This is a genomic window from Akkermansia sp. (assembly GCF_020860705.1).
Taxonomy (GTDB): domain Bacteria; phylum Verrucomicrobiota; class Verrucomicrobiia; order Verrucomicrobiales; family Akkermansiaceae; genus Akkermansia.
This window is the reverse complement of sequence record NZ_JAJBTT010000018.1, coordinates 26,824-41,376: the sequence shown is the minus strand read 5'-3', so window position 1 is coordinate 41,376 and position 14,553 is coordinate 26,824. Positions and strand designations below refer to the sequence as shown.

The window sequence follows — 14,553 nt, the reverse complement described above, 5'->3', positions numbered from 1 at the left end:
CCGCCTTCGCGGCGCTGGAAGCCTCCTTCGCGGCGGTCCCCGCCAAAGCCGCCTTCGCGGCGTCCACGGAAACCATTATCCCGGCGATTAAAATCTCCCCGGCGTTCGCGGGAGCGGAATCCGGAATCATCCTGCTGGACTTCTCCCTCTCCTATTTCATCCTCATCCTCCGTATCCGCAAAGCGGGTCTTCATTTCAGGAGAAGGTTCATAAGAATCTCCAGCCTCAAAATCGTCCGGGTTAAATACATAACCTTCATCGGAATCAGCATCCTTCCCTCCCTGTTCACCCTTGGCGGCAGTTCCCGTAACGAGCTGGGAAGCACCCAGGTACTTGCGCTGGCGGGGAGGATTCTTCAGCAGCAGGGCTACCTCCGCCTCGTCCATGAATTTCCAGCTTCCGGGTTCCAGGTCGCCCCCCCAAAGAGAACCGATGCGCACGCGCACCAGCTTGCGGACCCGGAGACCCAGGCACTGGAACATCTGGCGCACCTGGCGCTTCAGCCCCTGCTCCAGGACAATGCAGGCGCGGCGGGCGGAAGCCCGGCAGACGTACTTGGCCTTGGCATTGCCTTCCGGAATGCGGACTCCGCGCAGGAACTGCATCAGCACGGAATTGTCAAAATTCTGATCCACCGTCACCCAGTATTCCTTCTCAATGCCGCCGGTGGGGTGGGAAAGAGTCTGGGTCAGTTCCCCCTTGTTCGTCATGATCAGGAGGCCTTCGGAATCGGCATCCAGCCGTCCCACGTAATTCAAATGGCGCAGGCGCGGCGGCAGCAGGTCGTAAACCGTGCCTATAGCCCCCTGGGCTTCACGGCTGCATACGTACCCGCGGGGCTTGTTCAACAGCACCACGACCTCCTCCATGGGGGTCATGTGGCGGCCGTCCACCTTCACGAAATCCTTGTCCGTCACCCTCATTCCGGGCGTATCAATAACCTTCCCGTTCACTTCCACACGTCCTTCCGCAATCAGCCTGTCAGCTACCCTGCGGGAATCAATGCCGCAGGATGCAAGGAATTTATTAATGCGGATACCTCCGTTTTCTTCGGAGCCATGTTGTTCTTCACTCATATTGGTATAATGTCCGCTATCTCAGCGGATGGTTTTTTATTGTTTGTATTACGGCGATTGATGCGTCCCCAGAAGAGGGAAAGCCTTCTTTTGCCGGAAGAAAAAAGCCTCTCGGTTCATAGACATCCGAGAGGCTTCCTGTATTAGGAAAATGACTTGCCGTGCATAACTCCGCCGGGAAACTTTCCGGAGGGTATCATAGCAGGCTTAAGCTTCATGCTTGGTCTTCGGCAGGCCGAGGGGGCTTTGGCCCTTCTTCCATTCGCCGCGTTCCTTGAGAAGCTTGACGCGTTCAAAACGCTTCAGGACGGAACGCTTGCCACCTACGGTACCGGTTGCTTTGAGGCTGGAATGCTTGGACATGATCTTGTGTTTTGTAAAAGGTTCAGAAAGGTGCTTTACACCACCCTTGCGGTGGCAGGCGGGGTTTTATAACGGAAGGCCCCGGTCTTGGCAAGAGAAATTTGACAGAGCGGTCAAATATCTCATTCCGCGGCGTCCTCCGGATGTGTTCTCAGCCACTCCCGCCATAAATCCGGCCGGTTCAGGCGCGTACGCTCCAGCGCCTTCTCATGCTTCCACTTTTCAATGGCTGGATGGTTGCCCCCCAGCAGAATGTCCGGGACGGCCAGTCCGCGGAACACGTTCGGCTTGGTGTAGGCGGGAGCCTCCAGCAGGCCGTTGGAAAAAGACTCCTCCACGGAAGAGCGTTCATCCCCCAGCACGCCGGGAATCAGGCGGGCCACGGCGTCAATGACGACCACGGCGGCAATGGCTCCGTTCGTCAGGATGTAATCCCCGATGGATAGCTCCACATCCACCAGTTCCTCCACCACGCGGTGGTCCACCCCCTCATAATGCCCGCAGAGGATAATGAGATGGCCACCGGAGGCGGCCAATTCCCCGGCCAGGGACTGGTTGAAAGTGCGGCCCTGCGGCGTCATCAGCACCACGCGCGTTTCCGGCCTGCGGAGTTCCTCCACGGCAGCAAAAATGGGCTCCGGCTTCAGCAGCATGCCCTGGCCGCCTCCGCAGAGATAGTCGTCCGTCTTGCGGTGCTTGTCCACCGTCCAGTCACGGATGTTATGGCAGTGCACCTCCACCAGGCCTTTTTCACGGGCCTTTCCCAGGATGCTGCCGCCCAGGGGGGCTTCCACCATCTCCGGGAACAGGGACAAGACGTCAATAACCAGCTCAGCGGCCATACGAGGAAGGGAAACATCAACGTTCGCGCTTGTGGCCGCGCAACATGGCCTCAATAAAGGGGTCCAGGTTGCCGTCCATCACGTCCTGAATATTGCCGGACTCCACGCCCGTGCGCAAATCCTTCACCATCTGGTAAGGCTGGAAGACATAGGAACGGATCTGGTTGCCCCAGCCGATGTCCCCCTTCTCACTGTACTGGCGGTCCGCTTCAGCCTGCTTCTTGTCTTCTTCAATCTGGTACAGCTTGGCGCGCAGCATGTTCATGGCCTCCTCCTTGTTGCGGAGCTGGCTGCGTTCATTCTGGCAGGCCACGATCACCCCGGAGGGGATGTGCGTGATGCGCACGGCCGTTTCCACCTTGTTCACATTCTGGCCGCCCTTGCCGCCGGAACGGTAGGTATCCACCTTCAAGTCCTTGTCCAGAATCTCGATATTGATGGAATCGGAAACTTCCGGCGTAGCGTCCAGGGAGGCGAAGGAAGTATGCCTCTTCCCGGCGGAATCAAAGGGGGAAATGCGCACCAGGCGGTGGATGCCGCGCTCATTCTTCAAATAACCGTAGGCGTACTCTCCGTCCACCTTCACGGTCACGGAACGGATACCGGCGTCATCCCCGTCCGTGCTTTCCAGATAAGTCACGGAAAAGCCGCGGCGTTCGCACCAGCGGATATACATGCGCAGCAGCATGGACGCCCAGTCGCAGGCTTCCGTGCCGCCGGCCCCGGCGTGAATGGTCACATAACAGGAAGCCTGGTCCTGCGGGCTGTTCAACAAAGTCAGAAGCTCAAAATCCGCCAAGGACTTCTGCCACTTGGCAAACTCCTCCACCGCCTCGCGCCCCAGGTCGTCGTCATCCGCCTCCTGGGCCAGTTCAATGGTGGCGTCAATATCCTCCAGGCGGGATTTCAACGCGGAAAACGCTTCCATCCTGTGTTTTAAGGGGTTCACTTCCGCCATCAGCGCCCGCGCGGCATTCTGGTCATCCCAGAAATCCGGAGCGCTCATGCGTTCGTCCAACTCGGCCACTCGTTGTTGAATGCCGTCCAGGTCAAAGATAGCTCCCGAGCTCGGAAAGACGGCTGTGCAAAACAGCCGTGTCGAGCGCCGAGAGATCTGCAGCGATATGGGGATCCATGCGCGGGAACCTATCACGAATCAACTAAACGGAAAAGGGCAAAATGCCGATTCTCCAGGTCATTCGTTTTTCATGGAGAAAATTTCTCATGGAGATGTTCTGCAAGGTTCTTGCAAGGGCCGGGAGGCCCTTGTTCCCAGTCGCGCGGCCATCAGAAGACGCACGAGAAAGGAAATATCCCGCGACTTGAACAAAATTCACGGGGAGCTGGGAATGGAGACTCTTGTTCCCGGCAGCGCGGCCATCAGAAGGCACAGAAGAAAAGACATGCACCACGGCCTGAACAAATCCCGGAACCTGGGAATGAAGGCCTCCTGGCCTTCATACATAACCAGCATCCGAAGCACAGCAGAGGCTTCATCCGAATCCCTCCTCCACCGGAGCTCACGGAACTAAAACTTACTTGGCAGAGCTGTTCCCTTCACCTTCAAAAGGGCGGATTCGGCAGGACTTGAGCTTTTCAATCTCCTCAAAAGTCATGATATGCTCAATCTGGCAGGCAACCTCATTGGCGCGTTCTTCCGGAAGGGCAAGTTCCTCCCGCAGGAAATCAAACAAAATGCCGTGGCTGACGATGATTTTCCCGGCGATTCTGCGGCCCTGGGGAGTCAGCTTGACGGGAGCGTACTGTGTATATTCCACCAGGCCCATGTCCGCCAGCTGCTTGACGGCGGACGTGACGGAAGGCATCTTTACCTTAAGCATCTCTGCAATATCCCGCACCTGGGCCATCCCGCTTTTTTCAGAAAGCAGTCCGATGGCTTCCAGATAATCCTCATTGCTCTTGGTCAGCTCCAACATGGTGTAAAGGAACAGTTAACCCATTAGTTGAGACTAACTCAAGATTTTTTCCACCTTATTTGGAATGATAAAAAAAACCGCCGCGAATGAAGACATTCGCGGCGGCTAAATCAATCAGTGAACTACGGATTCAAGCTTACTTCTCTTCAGAAGGGCTCCATTCCTCATTTTCACGGGTAGCCAGGTTGAAGGCGTGTTCCAGACCCACCATGTCGCTGCTCGGGCGGAGAGCTTCAAAGGAGGCGGTTTCACGGCGGAGCTGTTCGGTGTCGTAATTAACGGCCTTGATGGAAAGGCCGATACGGCGTTCGATGCTGTCCACCTTGATCACGCGGGCAGTGATTTCATCACCCACCTTGATCACGTCCTTCACGCGTTCCACGTGGTCTTCGCTCAGCTGGGAAATGTGGATCAGGCCGTCGATATCGCCGTTCAGGTTCACGAAGGCTCCGAAGCTGGCGATCTTGGCCACCTGGCCAGTCACCATGTCACCCACCTTGAAGCGGTCGTTGATGGATTCCCACGGATCGGACTCAAGCTGCTTGATGCCAAGGGAGACGCGCTGGTCTTCCTTCTTGATTTCCAGAACAATGGCTTCCACTTCGTCGCCCTTCTTGAGGACTTCGGAGGGGTGGTTGATCTTGCGGGTCCAGCTCATGTCGGACACGTGGATCATGCCGTCGATGCCTTCTTCCAGGCCCACAAAAGCGCCGTAGGGAGTAAGGTTGCGGACCTGGCCCTTGATAACGGTGCCGATCGGGAAGCGGGATTCGATATCCGCCCAGGGATTGTCTTCCAGCTGGCGAACGCCGAGGGAGATCTTCTGTTCCTTCACGGAAATGGAAAGCACCACGGCTTCGATTTCCTGGTCCAGCTTCAGCACGTCGCTCGGACGGGTGATTCTCTTGACCCAGGACAGTTCGGAAACGTGCACCAGGCCTTCCACGCCCTTTTCCAGTTCCACGAAGGCGCCGTAAGGCAGGAGCTTGGTTACGCGGCCCTTGACATGGGAATTGATCGGATACTTGCGTTCGATGTCCGCCCAGGGATTGTCCGTCATCTGCTTCAGGCCCAGGGAAACGCGTTCCTTTTCGCGGTCCACTTCCAGAATCACGACTTCCAGGGACTGGCCGATGTGGAGCATTTCGCTCGGGTGGTTCACGCGGCCCCAGCTCATATCCGTGATATGAAGCAGGCCGTCCATGCCGCGGAGGTCGACAAAAGCGCCGAAGTCCGTGATGTTCTTCACGAGGCCTTCCACCTTGTCGCCTTCCTTGACGGTTTCAAGGAAGCGCTGGCGCTGGTCGGCGCGTTCGGCTTCAATCACTTCGCGGCGGGAAAGGACGATGTTCTTGCGGTCGTCATTCACCTTGACGATCTTGAACTCGTAAACCTTGCCTACGTATTCGTTCAGGTCGCGCGGAGGAATGATGTCCACCTGGGAACCGGGAAGGAAGGCTTCCACGCCAACGTTGACCATGAGGCCACCCTTGACGACGCTCTTCACTTTACCCTTGACCAGGCCGCCATCGCGGTACACGCCCACGATCTTATCCCAGTTCTGCTTATGGGCGGCCTTTTCCTTGGAAAGGACGACGATGCCTTCGTCGTTTTCGAGGCGTTCCAGAAGGACCTCGATCTGGTCCCCCACTTCGATTTCCTCGTCTTCAAACTCGGAAATGGAAATAGCGCCTTCGGACTTGTAGCCGATGTCCACCAAAACGACTTGGGGACGGATTTCCTGGATGGTTCCGGTAACGATGGAACCTTCACGCAATTCGCGGAACTTGCTGTCAATAAGTTCCGCCAGTTCAGTTGTGCTCATTTAAATGGTTGATGAGTTAGTATTGCCGATTTTTCTCATGGCCCCTTATTGGCCGGCGGGCAATCGGGGCGCCTTCCCCCGCCGGGCGAAAAATCGGTTGCCTTCAATACCAGTTTCATGCAAAAACTCAAGGCTTTTCTTGAAAAACTCTTCCCGTTATTTCCCAGGACCTGCGGAGCCCTGCCGAACGGCGGCAAAAACGAGCGCACAAAAACCTTGTGGCTCTCCCCTTCCATGCTAAATTCCGGTTAATGGGAAAAGGCGGAATACCCGCATTCATCAACCATCCCTGTTGCAAAACCATGAAAAAAATCATCCTATCCCTGATTGCCGCCGGACTATCCGGAACAGCCCTCCTCCATGCCGCGGACGCGGTCAAACTGGACCAGCCGGACCTGGAGAGGGGAGCTCCCGTCATGAAAGCCCTGTCCGACCGCCAGTCCATCCGGAGCTTTTCTGAAAAAATGCTCTCCCAGAAAGACCTTTCGGACCTGCTTTGGGCCGCCAACGGCGTCAACCGGCCGGAATCCGGCAAACGGACCGCTCCTTCCGCCATGAACCGCCAGGACGTTAAAATCTACGTATGCACCAAGGACGCCTCCTACCTCTACGACCATAAGAACCACACCATGGTTCCCGTAAGCGACGGAGACGCCCGCCCGGCGGACGCTCCCGTATGCCTGATTCTTGTAACGGACACGGCGGAACCCTGGGCAGCCATGGATGCCGGCATCGTCTCCCAGAACATCTCCCTGTTCTGCTCCGGGACGGGACTGGCCACCTACCCACGGGCCAGCATGAACAAGGATGCCCTGGCAAAAGCCCTGAAACTGGCCTCCCCCCAAACGCCCATGCTCTGCCATCCGGTAGGGTATAAAAAATAACCACTCCCGGTTCCATCCTCCGGATGGTCCGGAAAAGGGGCCATCCGGAACCGGGCGGGAATTCCGCAACAGACGGGATCAGGGTTCCGGCAGAATATCCACGTAAATGCCGGGGGAACTCCCTTCAATGGGCGTCGCTCCAACGGTGCGGGCATAAAAATCGGCCGGGCCCACGCCTCCGATAATACCGTATGCATGCCCCAGCTCCCGCAGACCGCGCAGGGCGGAGACCAGCAGCACGGTACCCACGCCGCTTTTGCGTGCCTCTTCCGCCACTCCCATGGGCCCCAGAAAACCGCGGGCCGTTACGTCATAGCAGGCAAAGCCGAGAATCTTCTTTTCCCGCGTGGCAATATAACAGGAAATGGGCTGGCGGCTGAATGCCGTCTTTGTTTCACTTACCCATTTGGGAGAAAAATGGCGCTCTACCCAGTCAGCCACCAGATGGCGTTCATAGGCCCCCGGACGCCGGATTACAATGCCTTCCTTTCCCAGCTTCCGCAGTTCTTCTTCAATATCCGGCAAATCATACAGCCGTACCAGCATATCCATCATCACCCCGGCAACGTACCACAACTAAGTGCTGCGGCGAATAAAAAAAACTGGACAAACCATCCTTTCACCCTTAGACTTCGCCGCACCACAACAACGAGCTGTAGCGCAGGCTGGTAGCGCGCTTCGTTCGGGACGAAGAGGTCGCAGGTTCGAATCCTGTCAGCTCGACCACTTTTCAAGCCGCCTTTGGGCGGCTTTTTTATTGGCTAAATATTGAATATCAATCAATTTCCCACATTAAAAACTCCGTTTTGCCGTTATCATGCACTAATGTGAATATCGTTCACTAAGGTGAATAAATGGTGTCATACTGATTGAATTTGACCCCTTAAAGGGTATAAAGGGTACAAAATCATATGAGCAAACCTCTCAGATTTACCATCTTCAAGATGCAGCGTGGAGGCAAAATTCTCTACAGGATCAGAATACCGGCCAGATTTGCAGCATCAGGGAAAAAAACCGACTTGTACTACAAAACAAGAGCTGAGGCAGAAGAAGAACAAGCCCTGCTCAGAGAAAAGTTTGCCAATGGAGAACTGACTTTAGGTACCATACTGGGACCAGGACAAGTCAAAGACGCCCAACAGGCCCTGGAATTATTGGCGGAACATAAGTTGAATACCTCACTGCTTAATGCTGCCAGAGCTATTGTTTCACTGAATCCGGACCAGTTCAAGGATGCCTTTCAAGCCCTTGAACTGATTAAAGACAATGGTTCAGAGATTTCCCTCGTGGAAGCTGCCAGTCTGGCGATAGAGCAACGTAAGGCCCGAATGATAGGTATTCCCACCAAGGATTTACTCACAAAGTACAAGGAAGCAGTATCGGAAGTGCGCCATTGGACAGCCAAGCACCTTGCCAACTGGCGGTTCTATTCCACAAAATTCGATAGCTATTTTGGAGAAAAGAACATTGCCGATATTCAGGCTCCGGAACTGCGACAATGGTTTTCAAAAAACTTCCCAAGCGCAACTTATTTCAACTCCGCGTTATCCGTCATCGCCCCGGCATTTACCTGGGCCGTCAAACAAGAAATGCTCAAACGTTCTCCATTTGATCTGATAGAGCGCCGTAAAGTAGTTAAAAGTGATGGAGTGGATATCTTTACCATAGACGAAGTAAAACGCCTCCTGTGTTGCTGTAAATCGTATAAAACGGCAAATCCATCACATCCTATGGCTGCGGATGATGGAACAGTCCCCGCTCTTTTCAAATTGGACTGCCGAGATACACTTCTTCCGTTTTCCCTCTTGCTTTTCTCAGGAATCCGTCCCGAAGAACTGGAAAAGATGACCTGGGACCTCATCCACCTCGATAAAGGAATCATTTCTGTACCACCATCAATCGCAAAGACGAACCAAGTTCGGAACATTGAACTCCACGGTAATTTGAAGGCTTATCTTTCTACGATTCCCGAAGCCAAACGAGCAGGCAAACTCATACCCACAAACTGGAAACGCAAATCAGCCATTGTCCGAAAGGCTGCCGGTCTTCAAAATCGCCCTGATGCAGCAAGACATTCTTTTGCCTCATACTCCCTTGCTGTAGATCCAAATATCCACAAACTGAAGGAAAATCTTGGACACACGAAGAATTCCGACGTTCTCTTCAAGCATTATCGCGCGGCCGTTACGAAACAAGATGCAGAACGCTACTGGAAAATAAATCCTCTTGCCCCGATGGGAGCTAATATTTAATCATTACTGGAAAGGCAATATTTTTGGGGCGAACCTCATTGGCAGCCCCATAAACCTTACTCGAACGGGATGCATCCATAATCAAGTTGGTCAGATCCCACGCGCCACCGCCACCAGAATTGATTCTGTTGCTATTATAGGATGTGTAAAAGGGTCCTGTAGCAACATTCAAATCACTAGTATGACCATTCGTGAACGCTGAAACCGTACCTTTGATATTCGGTGCAGAGTCTTCCTGTAAGCTTCCAATAACCCTGCCCGTATCAATTCCCGCGCCATCATCAAGGCCGCGAATGAAACGGCCTCGACAATCGGGTAAGTTGAATGTCGTACTACCATCTCCATCTCCACAGGAAGTACCAATAAGCGCAAAAAGCCCGGCATAAATCTCTCTGCTTATTGCCTGGCCTTGGCAGAATATCCATCCAACAGGAGCAACAGGACCAGCGTAATAAGAAAGGCTGCCTGCCGGAACTCCATCAGTTCCGCCCCACCCTGTCCATGTACCCGAATACATACCGCCGCGCCACATTCTGCCATCGTATCCGGTAAACATGGCCTGAACAAGGTTTCCCCTTAATTTCTGAATTTCCAGAATTCCAGTTCCAGCAGGTAAACTCTGATTCTCCTGAGATACAACATGAATCAAACGAGACAGTTCCGGCATCTTTTCAATGATGCCTGGAATAGTCAGAGATGATTCCTGTAAATCACTTTTCGCATAGGCATTCAACTCTTCAAGTCCAGTAAAGAACCTCCACCCGCAAAACTGGTCTGCTGAACCATTTAAATGACCGACGAAATTCGGTGCCTCCAAATTTCCGGTCATCTTATCCCCAGTTTTAGAGACAAATCCTGCTTTTGCTTCCTCAATGGCCTTGGAAATATTCTCCGTCTCTTTACCTAACTCTTCGATATTTGTTTTTATCGTTTCAATATCAAGCTTCTTCTCCATTTCAGCCACGTCTTTCAGTGTAGCTCGGGCATTAGGATCAAAAGCCTGAAATATGACTGAAGCATTACCCGTAACAACAGAGACGGTCAACACCTCTTCCATGACGGTGTTACTTCCGGCATCCGGAAAATAATCAGCCAATTCGCCGGCATTGGCATAGGCAAACAACACGGGATCTCCGCCATTCTGAAACGGTTTGACGAAAACTCCAATTTCGCGCAGGTAAAAATCTCCTGTGACGCCGGATGCGACAAATGCCCCACGAACCGTTACTACGCCATCCACATGGTCAGTTTTTGAAATACCCACCCGGGAAAGAGGCCCAACCAATGAAGTCAGATCTTCCGGCGCGGCCGGAGGCATCCCATTACCTATTTCAATGTGTGAAAATTCAATGCTGGAACCAGCCGACATAGCGGCAGCGAAATGAGATCGCCCAGCACGCGTTATTGTGACGTTGGAGAATTTAGCCATAAGATGAAAGGTAAAATTTACAGTCTGGCAAACTGGAAGTGCATCCAGTCATAATCACGTTGCCGCCCCAAGGAAACGCCTCCTTCTTCTTCTACGATTTTCCAGAATGGTTCGTACTCTGCACCGGAGAACCGCGCTCGAGGCTTGTGAACCTTCAGCCCGTTTCGATCAGGGTCCATATCAACCGCTATGCCCCATGAGTGCATAGAGGGCTTGCTGCCGCCAACAATGGCCCGGTCATTATAGCATCCTCCATACAGGTCCAGACCTAATGCCTGAAGATGGTCAATGCCGTAATATTCCAGTGTGCGCTGAAATATCCTCACCAATGAATCCGCCACAGCATGATGGCAGGTCAGTCGCCGCACGGTTGTTTCCGGATCCCAGGCCAAACGAAGAGGATATGGTAAATCCACAGTAACCAAGCCAGTTCCCCTTCTCCCAAAAATTGATTTTCCACTCCACACATCTTCCTGCGTAGGCCACATGTGAGGCATTACAATATTAAGCTTTTCGGCGATAGCTCTCGCCGTTTTTGGGCCGGGAATACCGTCAACCTTCACCCCAACGGTAGCTTGTACAGCGGACCATATTTCATGACATCGCAAACGCAAAGCTACAGCGGCAAGCGTCTTTGGCCCCGGCATCCCATCCGCCTTTAATCCCAATGCCCGTTGTACAGGCTTGTATTCATCGTATTCCCTAATCGTCATAAAGCGTTAATTTTATTTGTTTTTTGAAATTTGAAAAATGATCAACTGTTTCCGCTATGGAAACAGTTCAATCTTCTTCGATAAGAGATTTATTCGCGGCTTGTGCCAGTTCGCAGCTCGGACATTTATTGATCAGTTGAGTCATCAGGGCGTCAATCTTGGCATCCTTCGCCATCAGTTGCTCTTGGTGACGCTGCTGGTCTTCACGACGCATTTTTAATACCATTGTAACTACCCACCCCATAACTCCCAGGCTCCCCATGCCAGCCACGTCTGACAAAGCTGGGTCAATGGATGTAAGGGCACCGCTTGCCGCGGCCAACGATACCCCTATCGGAATCAGCATACCCAAACTGTTCACGGCAGATTATTTTTTGGATGGAATTACTTGATGGATGGGAGGCGCAGCAGACACAACCAGCGAACCATCCGGAGCACGGGAAATGGACAACATGCCTTGATCAGATGACAAGCTGAGGTTGGCAGCAGTACTGCAACCAGTCATCGTGAACAGGCCAGCAGCGGCCAAAGCGCCTATGATAGCGCCGGCAATAATTTTGGCCCAAGATTCCTTGATTCCCCAACCGGTCAGAATACCGGTCAACCAACTTACTTTATTCTTATTATCAGTCATATATTTACTCGGTAAAATGTTTGAAAAACTCCACGGCAGCGGGATCCTCGACAAGCAGTGAAGGATCATCCTCAGACGTAAACGTGCGGATTGCTCCGGTTCCATCCTGTCGGGCCTCCACTTGGAGAGAAACCTTATCCTGGCCCACCATCCGCGCCCATACCTGGGTTGCGGACCAATCCTCGCCCTTATCTTGAATGGTGGAAGCAAGTGCAAGATAAACCGGAGCCTGCTCATCCGGTAATTCTGTAAGAAGCATCTGCTCGCCGTGGCTCCATCCATCGGGTTTAGACCCGACAAACCTGATAACACCCGCTTGCGGGTTGAACTTGGCTCCTGACTCTTTTGGAGCATCATAAATAATGTGTATTAACATAATGTATTATATTGAGTTAGGTTAGTTAAGAGCGTAACTCCCAAGGTAGATTTCCCCGGTGTCGGAAGTAATGTAGATGGTTGTCTGGTCTTTGACTGCCAGAGCGGCATATTGAGCGGCGGTCAACGTATTGTTGAACTTAACCCACCGGGCATCACCTTCTGCACGGTTTAAAATGGATTCATCATTTAACGCAGTGGCATGCGGTTTAATGATATCTACCGTCGCCGCCGATGTCATACCCCTGAAATATACACTGTAGGCATCTGTATCGCTCCTGAACACCAATTCCCCGTAAGTTGAGGAAATATAACCCGTAGGACCGGACGCATAGATTTTGAGTTGATTGGATGGACCTATATCGCAGCCGTTGTTCAGGGTGGCTTTCCCGGACAAATTCAAGCTTTGGTCCATCGTGACCCCAGAATGGAAAACAACCCCGGAAGCAACATCCATCCCCCCATATGCGAAAAAAGGAAAATCCGTTCCCACGCTATACCCTGTCGCATGATCATAATTTATACCAAAAAGAATATAATCATGTTCCGGAGTATAGAACTTGGCAGGCCCCACCAAGTTTTCCGGCAGGGCCAAATACGCAGCATTGCCTCTCAAATTCAAAGACGCCTGGGAGATATTAGAGTTGTAACTTATCCCCATGTATTCCATCGCTCCGGCATCCTTGATAATAATGGTAGATTCATCCGGAGATTCGTAATACCCCAGCAGGCTACCGCCTGGAAGACCGTCAGAACCATAAAGACATAAATCTTCACCAACGTTCAGGCCAGTTTTGATAATGGTTCGTCCCTCTACCATTAGGGATTGCGCCATTGTGACGCCGTAATCAAAAGACGCCGGACCTTGCACATTAACACGTTGAACAGAGATATTAGCTGTGATGACATTCCCAAGAGTGGTCGTCTCATCCGTAGCCGTAAGTCCCCCAACCACATTCAGACTTTGGGACATCGTGACGCCAGATGCGAAATTTACAGCATCGTAGAAATACACGCCACGGTCGAAAAAGAGAGTATTTCCAATGCCGGTATCTACATAAAAATTACCGTCATTGTTTCCCCGGTAAATCCGCATTTCCGCGATGAATAAAGATGCCGATATTCCGCCTGAAGCATGGATATATAGATTTAAATCTTTCCCAGATCCAACACTGAATGCTCCATTGATAGTTTGATTCCCGTTCCATGTATTACTTGTTCCAATTCTGCCATATCGGGCATCATTATCATGGCGGTTGTAAATAGTGGTATCGCCATCATACAGGGTATATGCAGGATCAACATTTGACCGTTCCAAATTCACACCTCCACTGTCAAGATGGACATTGAAGAAATTATTCAACCCGTCAGACACATGTAATTCAGAGACGCGCTGCATACTTACCAAACCTTCAAATGTTGCATTCCCTGACACATTCAAAGATTGCGCCATCGTGACACCTGCGGAAAACGTTGATGTCCCAGTTATCGCAAGAGCGGCAGAATTCACTCTGTTGCAATTAACAACATTTCCAGAAACACCTCCGGAGGATGCCAAAGAAGAAACGTGAACCGTGGAATTATTTTCATTTGCATGTATTATTGCGCCGCCATTGCTCAATGTAATTTTTTTACCACCAGGTATGGAAAGGCCATCCGCACACATAACCGCCCCCTCAAATGTTTGTTTACCGTCCCATGTATTATCGCCTGACTTAATTTGTTCAATCCTTTCATTTAATGAAGAATGTGTTACAAGGTCACTTGAATCCAGCGGAAGAAAAACAGCTTTCATACTCCCTACCGTGAATTCCGTCACAATGGTTTTACAAATGGAGGCATTGTTTCCCGTCGCCGGGACAAAATCGTAATCATCACCGGCATTCCCATATGCAAACAAAATCTCTTGCTCGCCGTGCTTGGCAAATACCCCCAATTCCCTGTGGCAAAAATCAGTGGTAATGATATCAGTAGCCAATCGCGCAAAAACCCTTATATGCCCTCCTTCCTGTTTTTCTATTTTTTCAATGGGAAGACGGTGAATTTCATGGACAAGGGAAGTTTGAGTCGTAATATCGCCATCCTCCAACAAACCATCTCCAACGCCTACTCCGGAAAAAGTCAATGGCGTCCCGCCTTCAAGGATCAAATCCTGGAGCAATTCTAATCCTGCGGTGGTGATTACCATATTTTGAAAAGATGCCATAATATTTTGATAATGAT

At 51.9% G+C, this 14,553-nt stretch carries 16 protein-coding genes and 1 tRNA gene; 4 read left to right on the top strand and 13 right to left on the bottom strand.

Annotated elements, in window-relative coordinates; translation table 11 throughout:
* The 6 genes from LIO64_RS03455 to LIO64_RS03430 all read right to left on the bottom strand — a co-directional run.
* Positions 1 to 1,076: pseudouridine synthase (locus LIO64_RS03455; RefSeq protein WP_290548054.1), on the bottom strand; the 1,076-nt coding region annotated here is incomplete at its 3' end.
* A 207-nt stretch (positions 1,077 to 1,283) separates the two neighbouring features.
* Positions 1,284 to 1,439, bottom strand: coding sequence for a small basic protein (locus LIO64_RS03450; protein WP_012419301.1), 156 nt, complete (start codon positions 1,437 to 1,439; stop codon positions 1,284 to 1,286).
* Between the two features lie 122 nt (positions 1,440 to 1,561).
* Complete coding sequence (trmD, locus tag LIO64_RS03445) at positions 1,562 to 2,281, bottom strand: tRNA (guanosine(37)-N1)-methyltransferase TrmD (RefSeq protein WP_290548053.1); 720 nt, start codon at positions 2,279 to 2,281, stop codon at positions 1,562 to 1,564.
* A gap of 16 nt (positions 2,282 to 2,297) precedes the next feature.
* Positions 2,298 to 3,417 (bottom strand): peptide chain release factor 2 gene (gene prfB / locus LIO64_RS03440; RefSeq protein WP_290548052.1). Its coding sequence is split into 2 segments (ribosomal slippage): positions 2,298 to 3,332 and positions 3,334 to 3,417, totalling 1,119 coding nucleotides; the frame shifts between segments, so codons are not numbered across the junction.
* Between the two features lie 399 nt (positions 3,418 to 3,816).
* The gene (locus LIO64_RS03435) at positions 3,817 to 4,218 is read right to left on the bottom strand and encodes a metal-dependent transcriptional regulator (RefSeq protein ID WP_290548051.1); all 402 of its coding nucleotides are present in this window, start codon (positions 4,216 to 4,218) and stop codon (positions 3,817 to 3,819) included.
* Positions 4,219 to 4,354: 136 nt separating this feature from the next.
* Positions 4,355 to 6,043, bottom strand: coding sequence for a 30S ribosomal protein S1 (locus tag LIO64_RS03430; RefSeq protein WP_102712389.1), 1,689 nt, complete (start codon positions 6,041 to 6,043; stop codon positions 4,355 to 4,357).
* A gap of 117 nt (positions 6,044 to 6,160) precedes the next feature.
* Here LIO64_RS03430 and LIO64_RS03425 point away from each other — a divergent pair, with 117 nt between their 5' ends.
* The gene (locus LIO64_RS03425) at positions 6,161 to 6,295 is read left to right on the top strand and encodes a hypothetical protein (RefSeq protein WP_290548050.1); all 135 of its coding nucleotides are present in this window, start codon (positions 6,161 to 6,163) and stop codon (positions 6,293 to 6,295) included.
* A 50-nt stretch (positions 6,296 to 6,345) separates the two neighbouring features.
* The gene (locus LIO64_RS03420) at positions 6,346 to 6,927 is read left to right on the top strand and encodes a SagB/ThcOx family dehydrogenase (protein ID WP_290548049.1); all 582 of its coding nucleotides are present in this window, start codon (positions 6,346 to 6,348) and stop codon (positions 6,925 to 6,927) included.
* 78 nt (positions 6,928 to 7,005) lie between these two features.
* Here LIO64_RS03420 and LIO64_RS03415 read toward each other — a convergent pair whose 3' ends face one another.
* Positions 7,006 to 7,482, bottom strand: coding sequence for a GNAT family N-acetyltransferase (locus LIO64_RS03415; RefSeq protein ID WP_290548048.1), 477 nt, complete (start codon positions 7,480 to 7,482; stop codon positions 7,006 to 7,008).
* Positions 7,483 to 7,576: 94 nt separating this feature from the next.
* Here LIO64_RS03415 and LIO64_RS03410 point away from each other — a divergent pair.
* Positions 7,577 to 7,653 (top strand) — tRNA-Pro (locus tag LIO64_RS03410).
* Between the two features lie 185 nt (positions 7,654 to 7,838).
* Positions 7,839 to 9,179, top strand: coding sequence for a hypothetical protein (locus LIO64_RS03405; protein WP_290548047.1), 1,341 nt, complete (start codon positions 7,839 to 7,841; stop codon positions 9,177 to 9,179).
* On the opposite strand, the gene LIO64_RS03400 is transcribed toward LIO64_RS03405, so the two are convergent.
* The 6 genes from LIO64_RS03400 to LIO64_RS03375 form a co-directional block, all read right to left on the bottom strand.
* Positions 9,169 to 10,608 (bottom strand): tail fiber protein, encoded by a 1,440-nt coding sequence (locus LIO64_RS03400; protein ID WP_290548046.1) that lies wholly within the window; start codon positions 10,606 to 10,608, stop codon positions 9,169 to 9,171. The genes LIO64_RS03405 and LIO64_RS03400 overlap by 11 nt on opposite strands.
* A gap of 17 nt (positions 10,609 to 10,625) precedes the next feature.
* Entirely contained in the window at positions 10,626 to 11,321 is a 696-nt protein-coding gene (locus LIO64_RS03395; RefSeq protein WP_290548045.1) for a M15 family metallopeptidase, read from the bottom strand.
* Positions 11,322 to 11,388: 67 nt separating this feature from the next.
* A complete protein-coding gene (locus tag LIO64_RS03390; RefSeq protein ID WP_290548044.1) occupies positions 11,389 to 11,682 on the bottom strand; it encodes a hypothetical protein in 294 nt (97 codons plus the stop codon).
* A 6-nt stretch (positions 11,683 to 11,688) separates the two neighbouring features.
* Entirely contained in the window at positions 11,689 to 11,955 is a 267-nt protein-coding gene (locus tag LIO64_RS03385) for a hypothetical protein (RefSeq protein ID WP_290548043.1), read from the bottom strand.
* Between the two features lie 4 nt (positions 11,956 to 11,959).
* Positions 11,960 to 12,331, bottom strand: coding sequence for a hypothetical protein (locus LIO64_RS03380; protein WP_290548042.1), 372 nt, complete (start codon positions 12,329 to 12,331; stop codon positions 11,960 to 11,962).
* Between the two features lie 21 nt (positions 12,332 to 12,352).
* Positions 12,353 to 14,536: a phage tail protein gene (locus LIO64_RS03375; protein ID WP_290548041.1), complete on the bottom strand. Its 2,184-nt coding sequence runs from the start codon at positions 14,534 to 14,536 to the stop codon at positions 12,353 to 12,355.
* Between the last annotated feature and the right edge of the window lie 17 nt (positions 14,537 to 14,553).

Bases quoted from the DNA above. Each gene is read 5' to 3' on its own strand.
- LIO64_RS03450 (WP_012419301.1), bottom strand. From the start codon at position 1,439: ATGTCCAAGCATTCCAGCCTCAAAGCAACCGGTACCGTAGGTGGCAAG.
- trmD (WP_290548053.1), bottom strand. From the start codon at position 2,281: ATGGCCGCTGAGCTGGTTATTGACGTCTTGTCCCTGTTCCCGGAGATG.
- LIO64_RS03435 (WP_290548051.1), bottom strand. From the start codon at position 4,218: ATGTTGGAGCTGACCAAGAGCAATGAGGATTATCTGGAAGCCATCGGA.
- LIO64_RS03430 (WP_102712389.1), bottom strand. From the start codon at position 6,043: ATGAGCACAACTGAACTGGCGGAACTTATTGACAGCAAGTTCCGCGAA.
- LIO64_RS03425 (WP_290548050.1), top strand. From the start codon at position 6,161: ATGCAAAAACTCAAGGCTTTTCTTGAAAAACTCTTCCCGTTATTTCCC.
- LIO64_RS03420 (WP_290548049.1), top strand. From the start codon at position 6,346: ATGAAAAAAATCATCCTATCCCTGATTGCCGCCGGACTATCCGGAACA.
- LIO64_RS03415 (WP_290548048.1), bottom strand. From the start codon at position 7,482: ATGATGGATATGCTGGTACGGCTGTATGATTTGCCGGATATTGAAGAA.
- LIO64_RS03405 (WP_290548047.1), top strand. From the start codon at position 7,839: ATGAGCAAACCTCTCAGATTTACCATCTTCAAGATGCAGCGTGGAGGC.
- LIO64_RS03400 (WP_290548046.1), bottom strand. From the start codon at position 10,608: ATGGCTAAATTCTCCAACGTCACAATAACGCGTGCTGGGCGATCTCAT.
- LIO64_RS03395 (WP_290548045.1), bottom strand. From the start codon at position 11,321: ATGACGATTAGGGAATACGATGAATACAAGCCTGTACAACGGGCATTG.
- LIO64_RS03385 (WP_290548043.1), bottom strand. From the start codon at position 11,955: ATGACTGATAATAAGAATAAAGTAAGTTGGTTGACCGGTATTCTGACC.
- LIO64_RS03380 (WP_290548042.1), bottom strand. From the start codon at position 12,331: ATGTTAATACACATTATTTATGATGCTCCAAAAGAGTCAGGAGCCAAG.
- LIO64_RS03375 (WP_290548041.1), bottom strand. From the start codon at position 14,536: ATGGCATCTTTTCAAAATATGGTAATCACCACCGCAGGATTAGAATTG.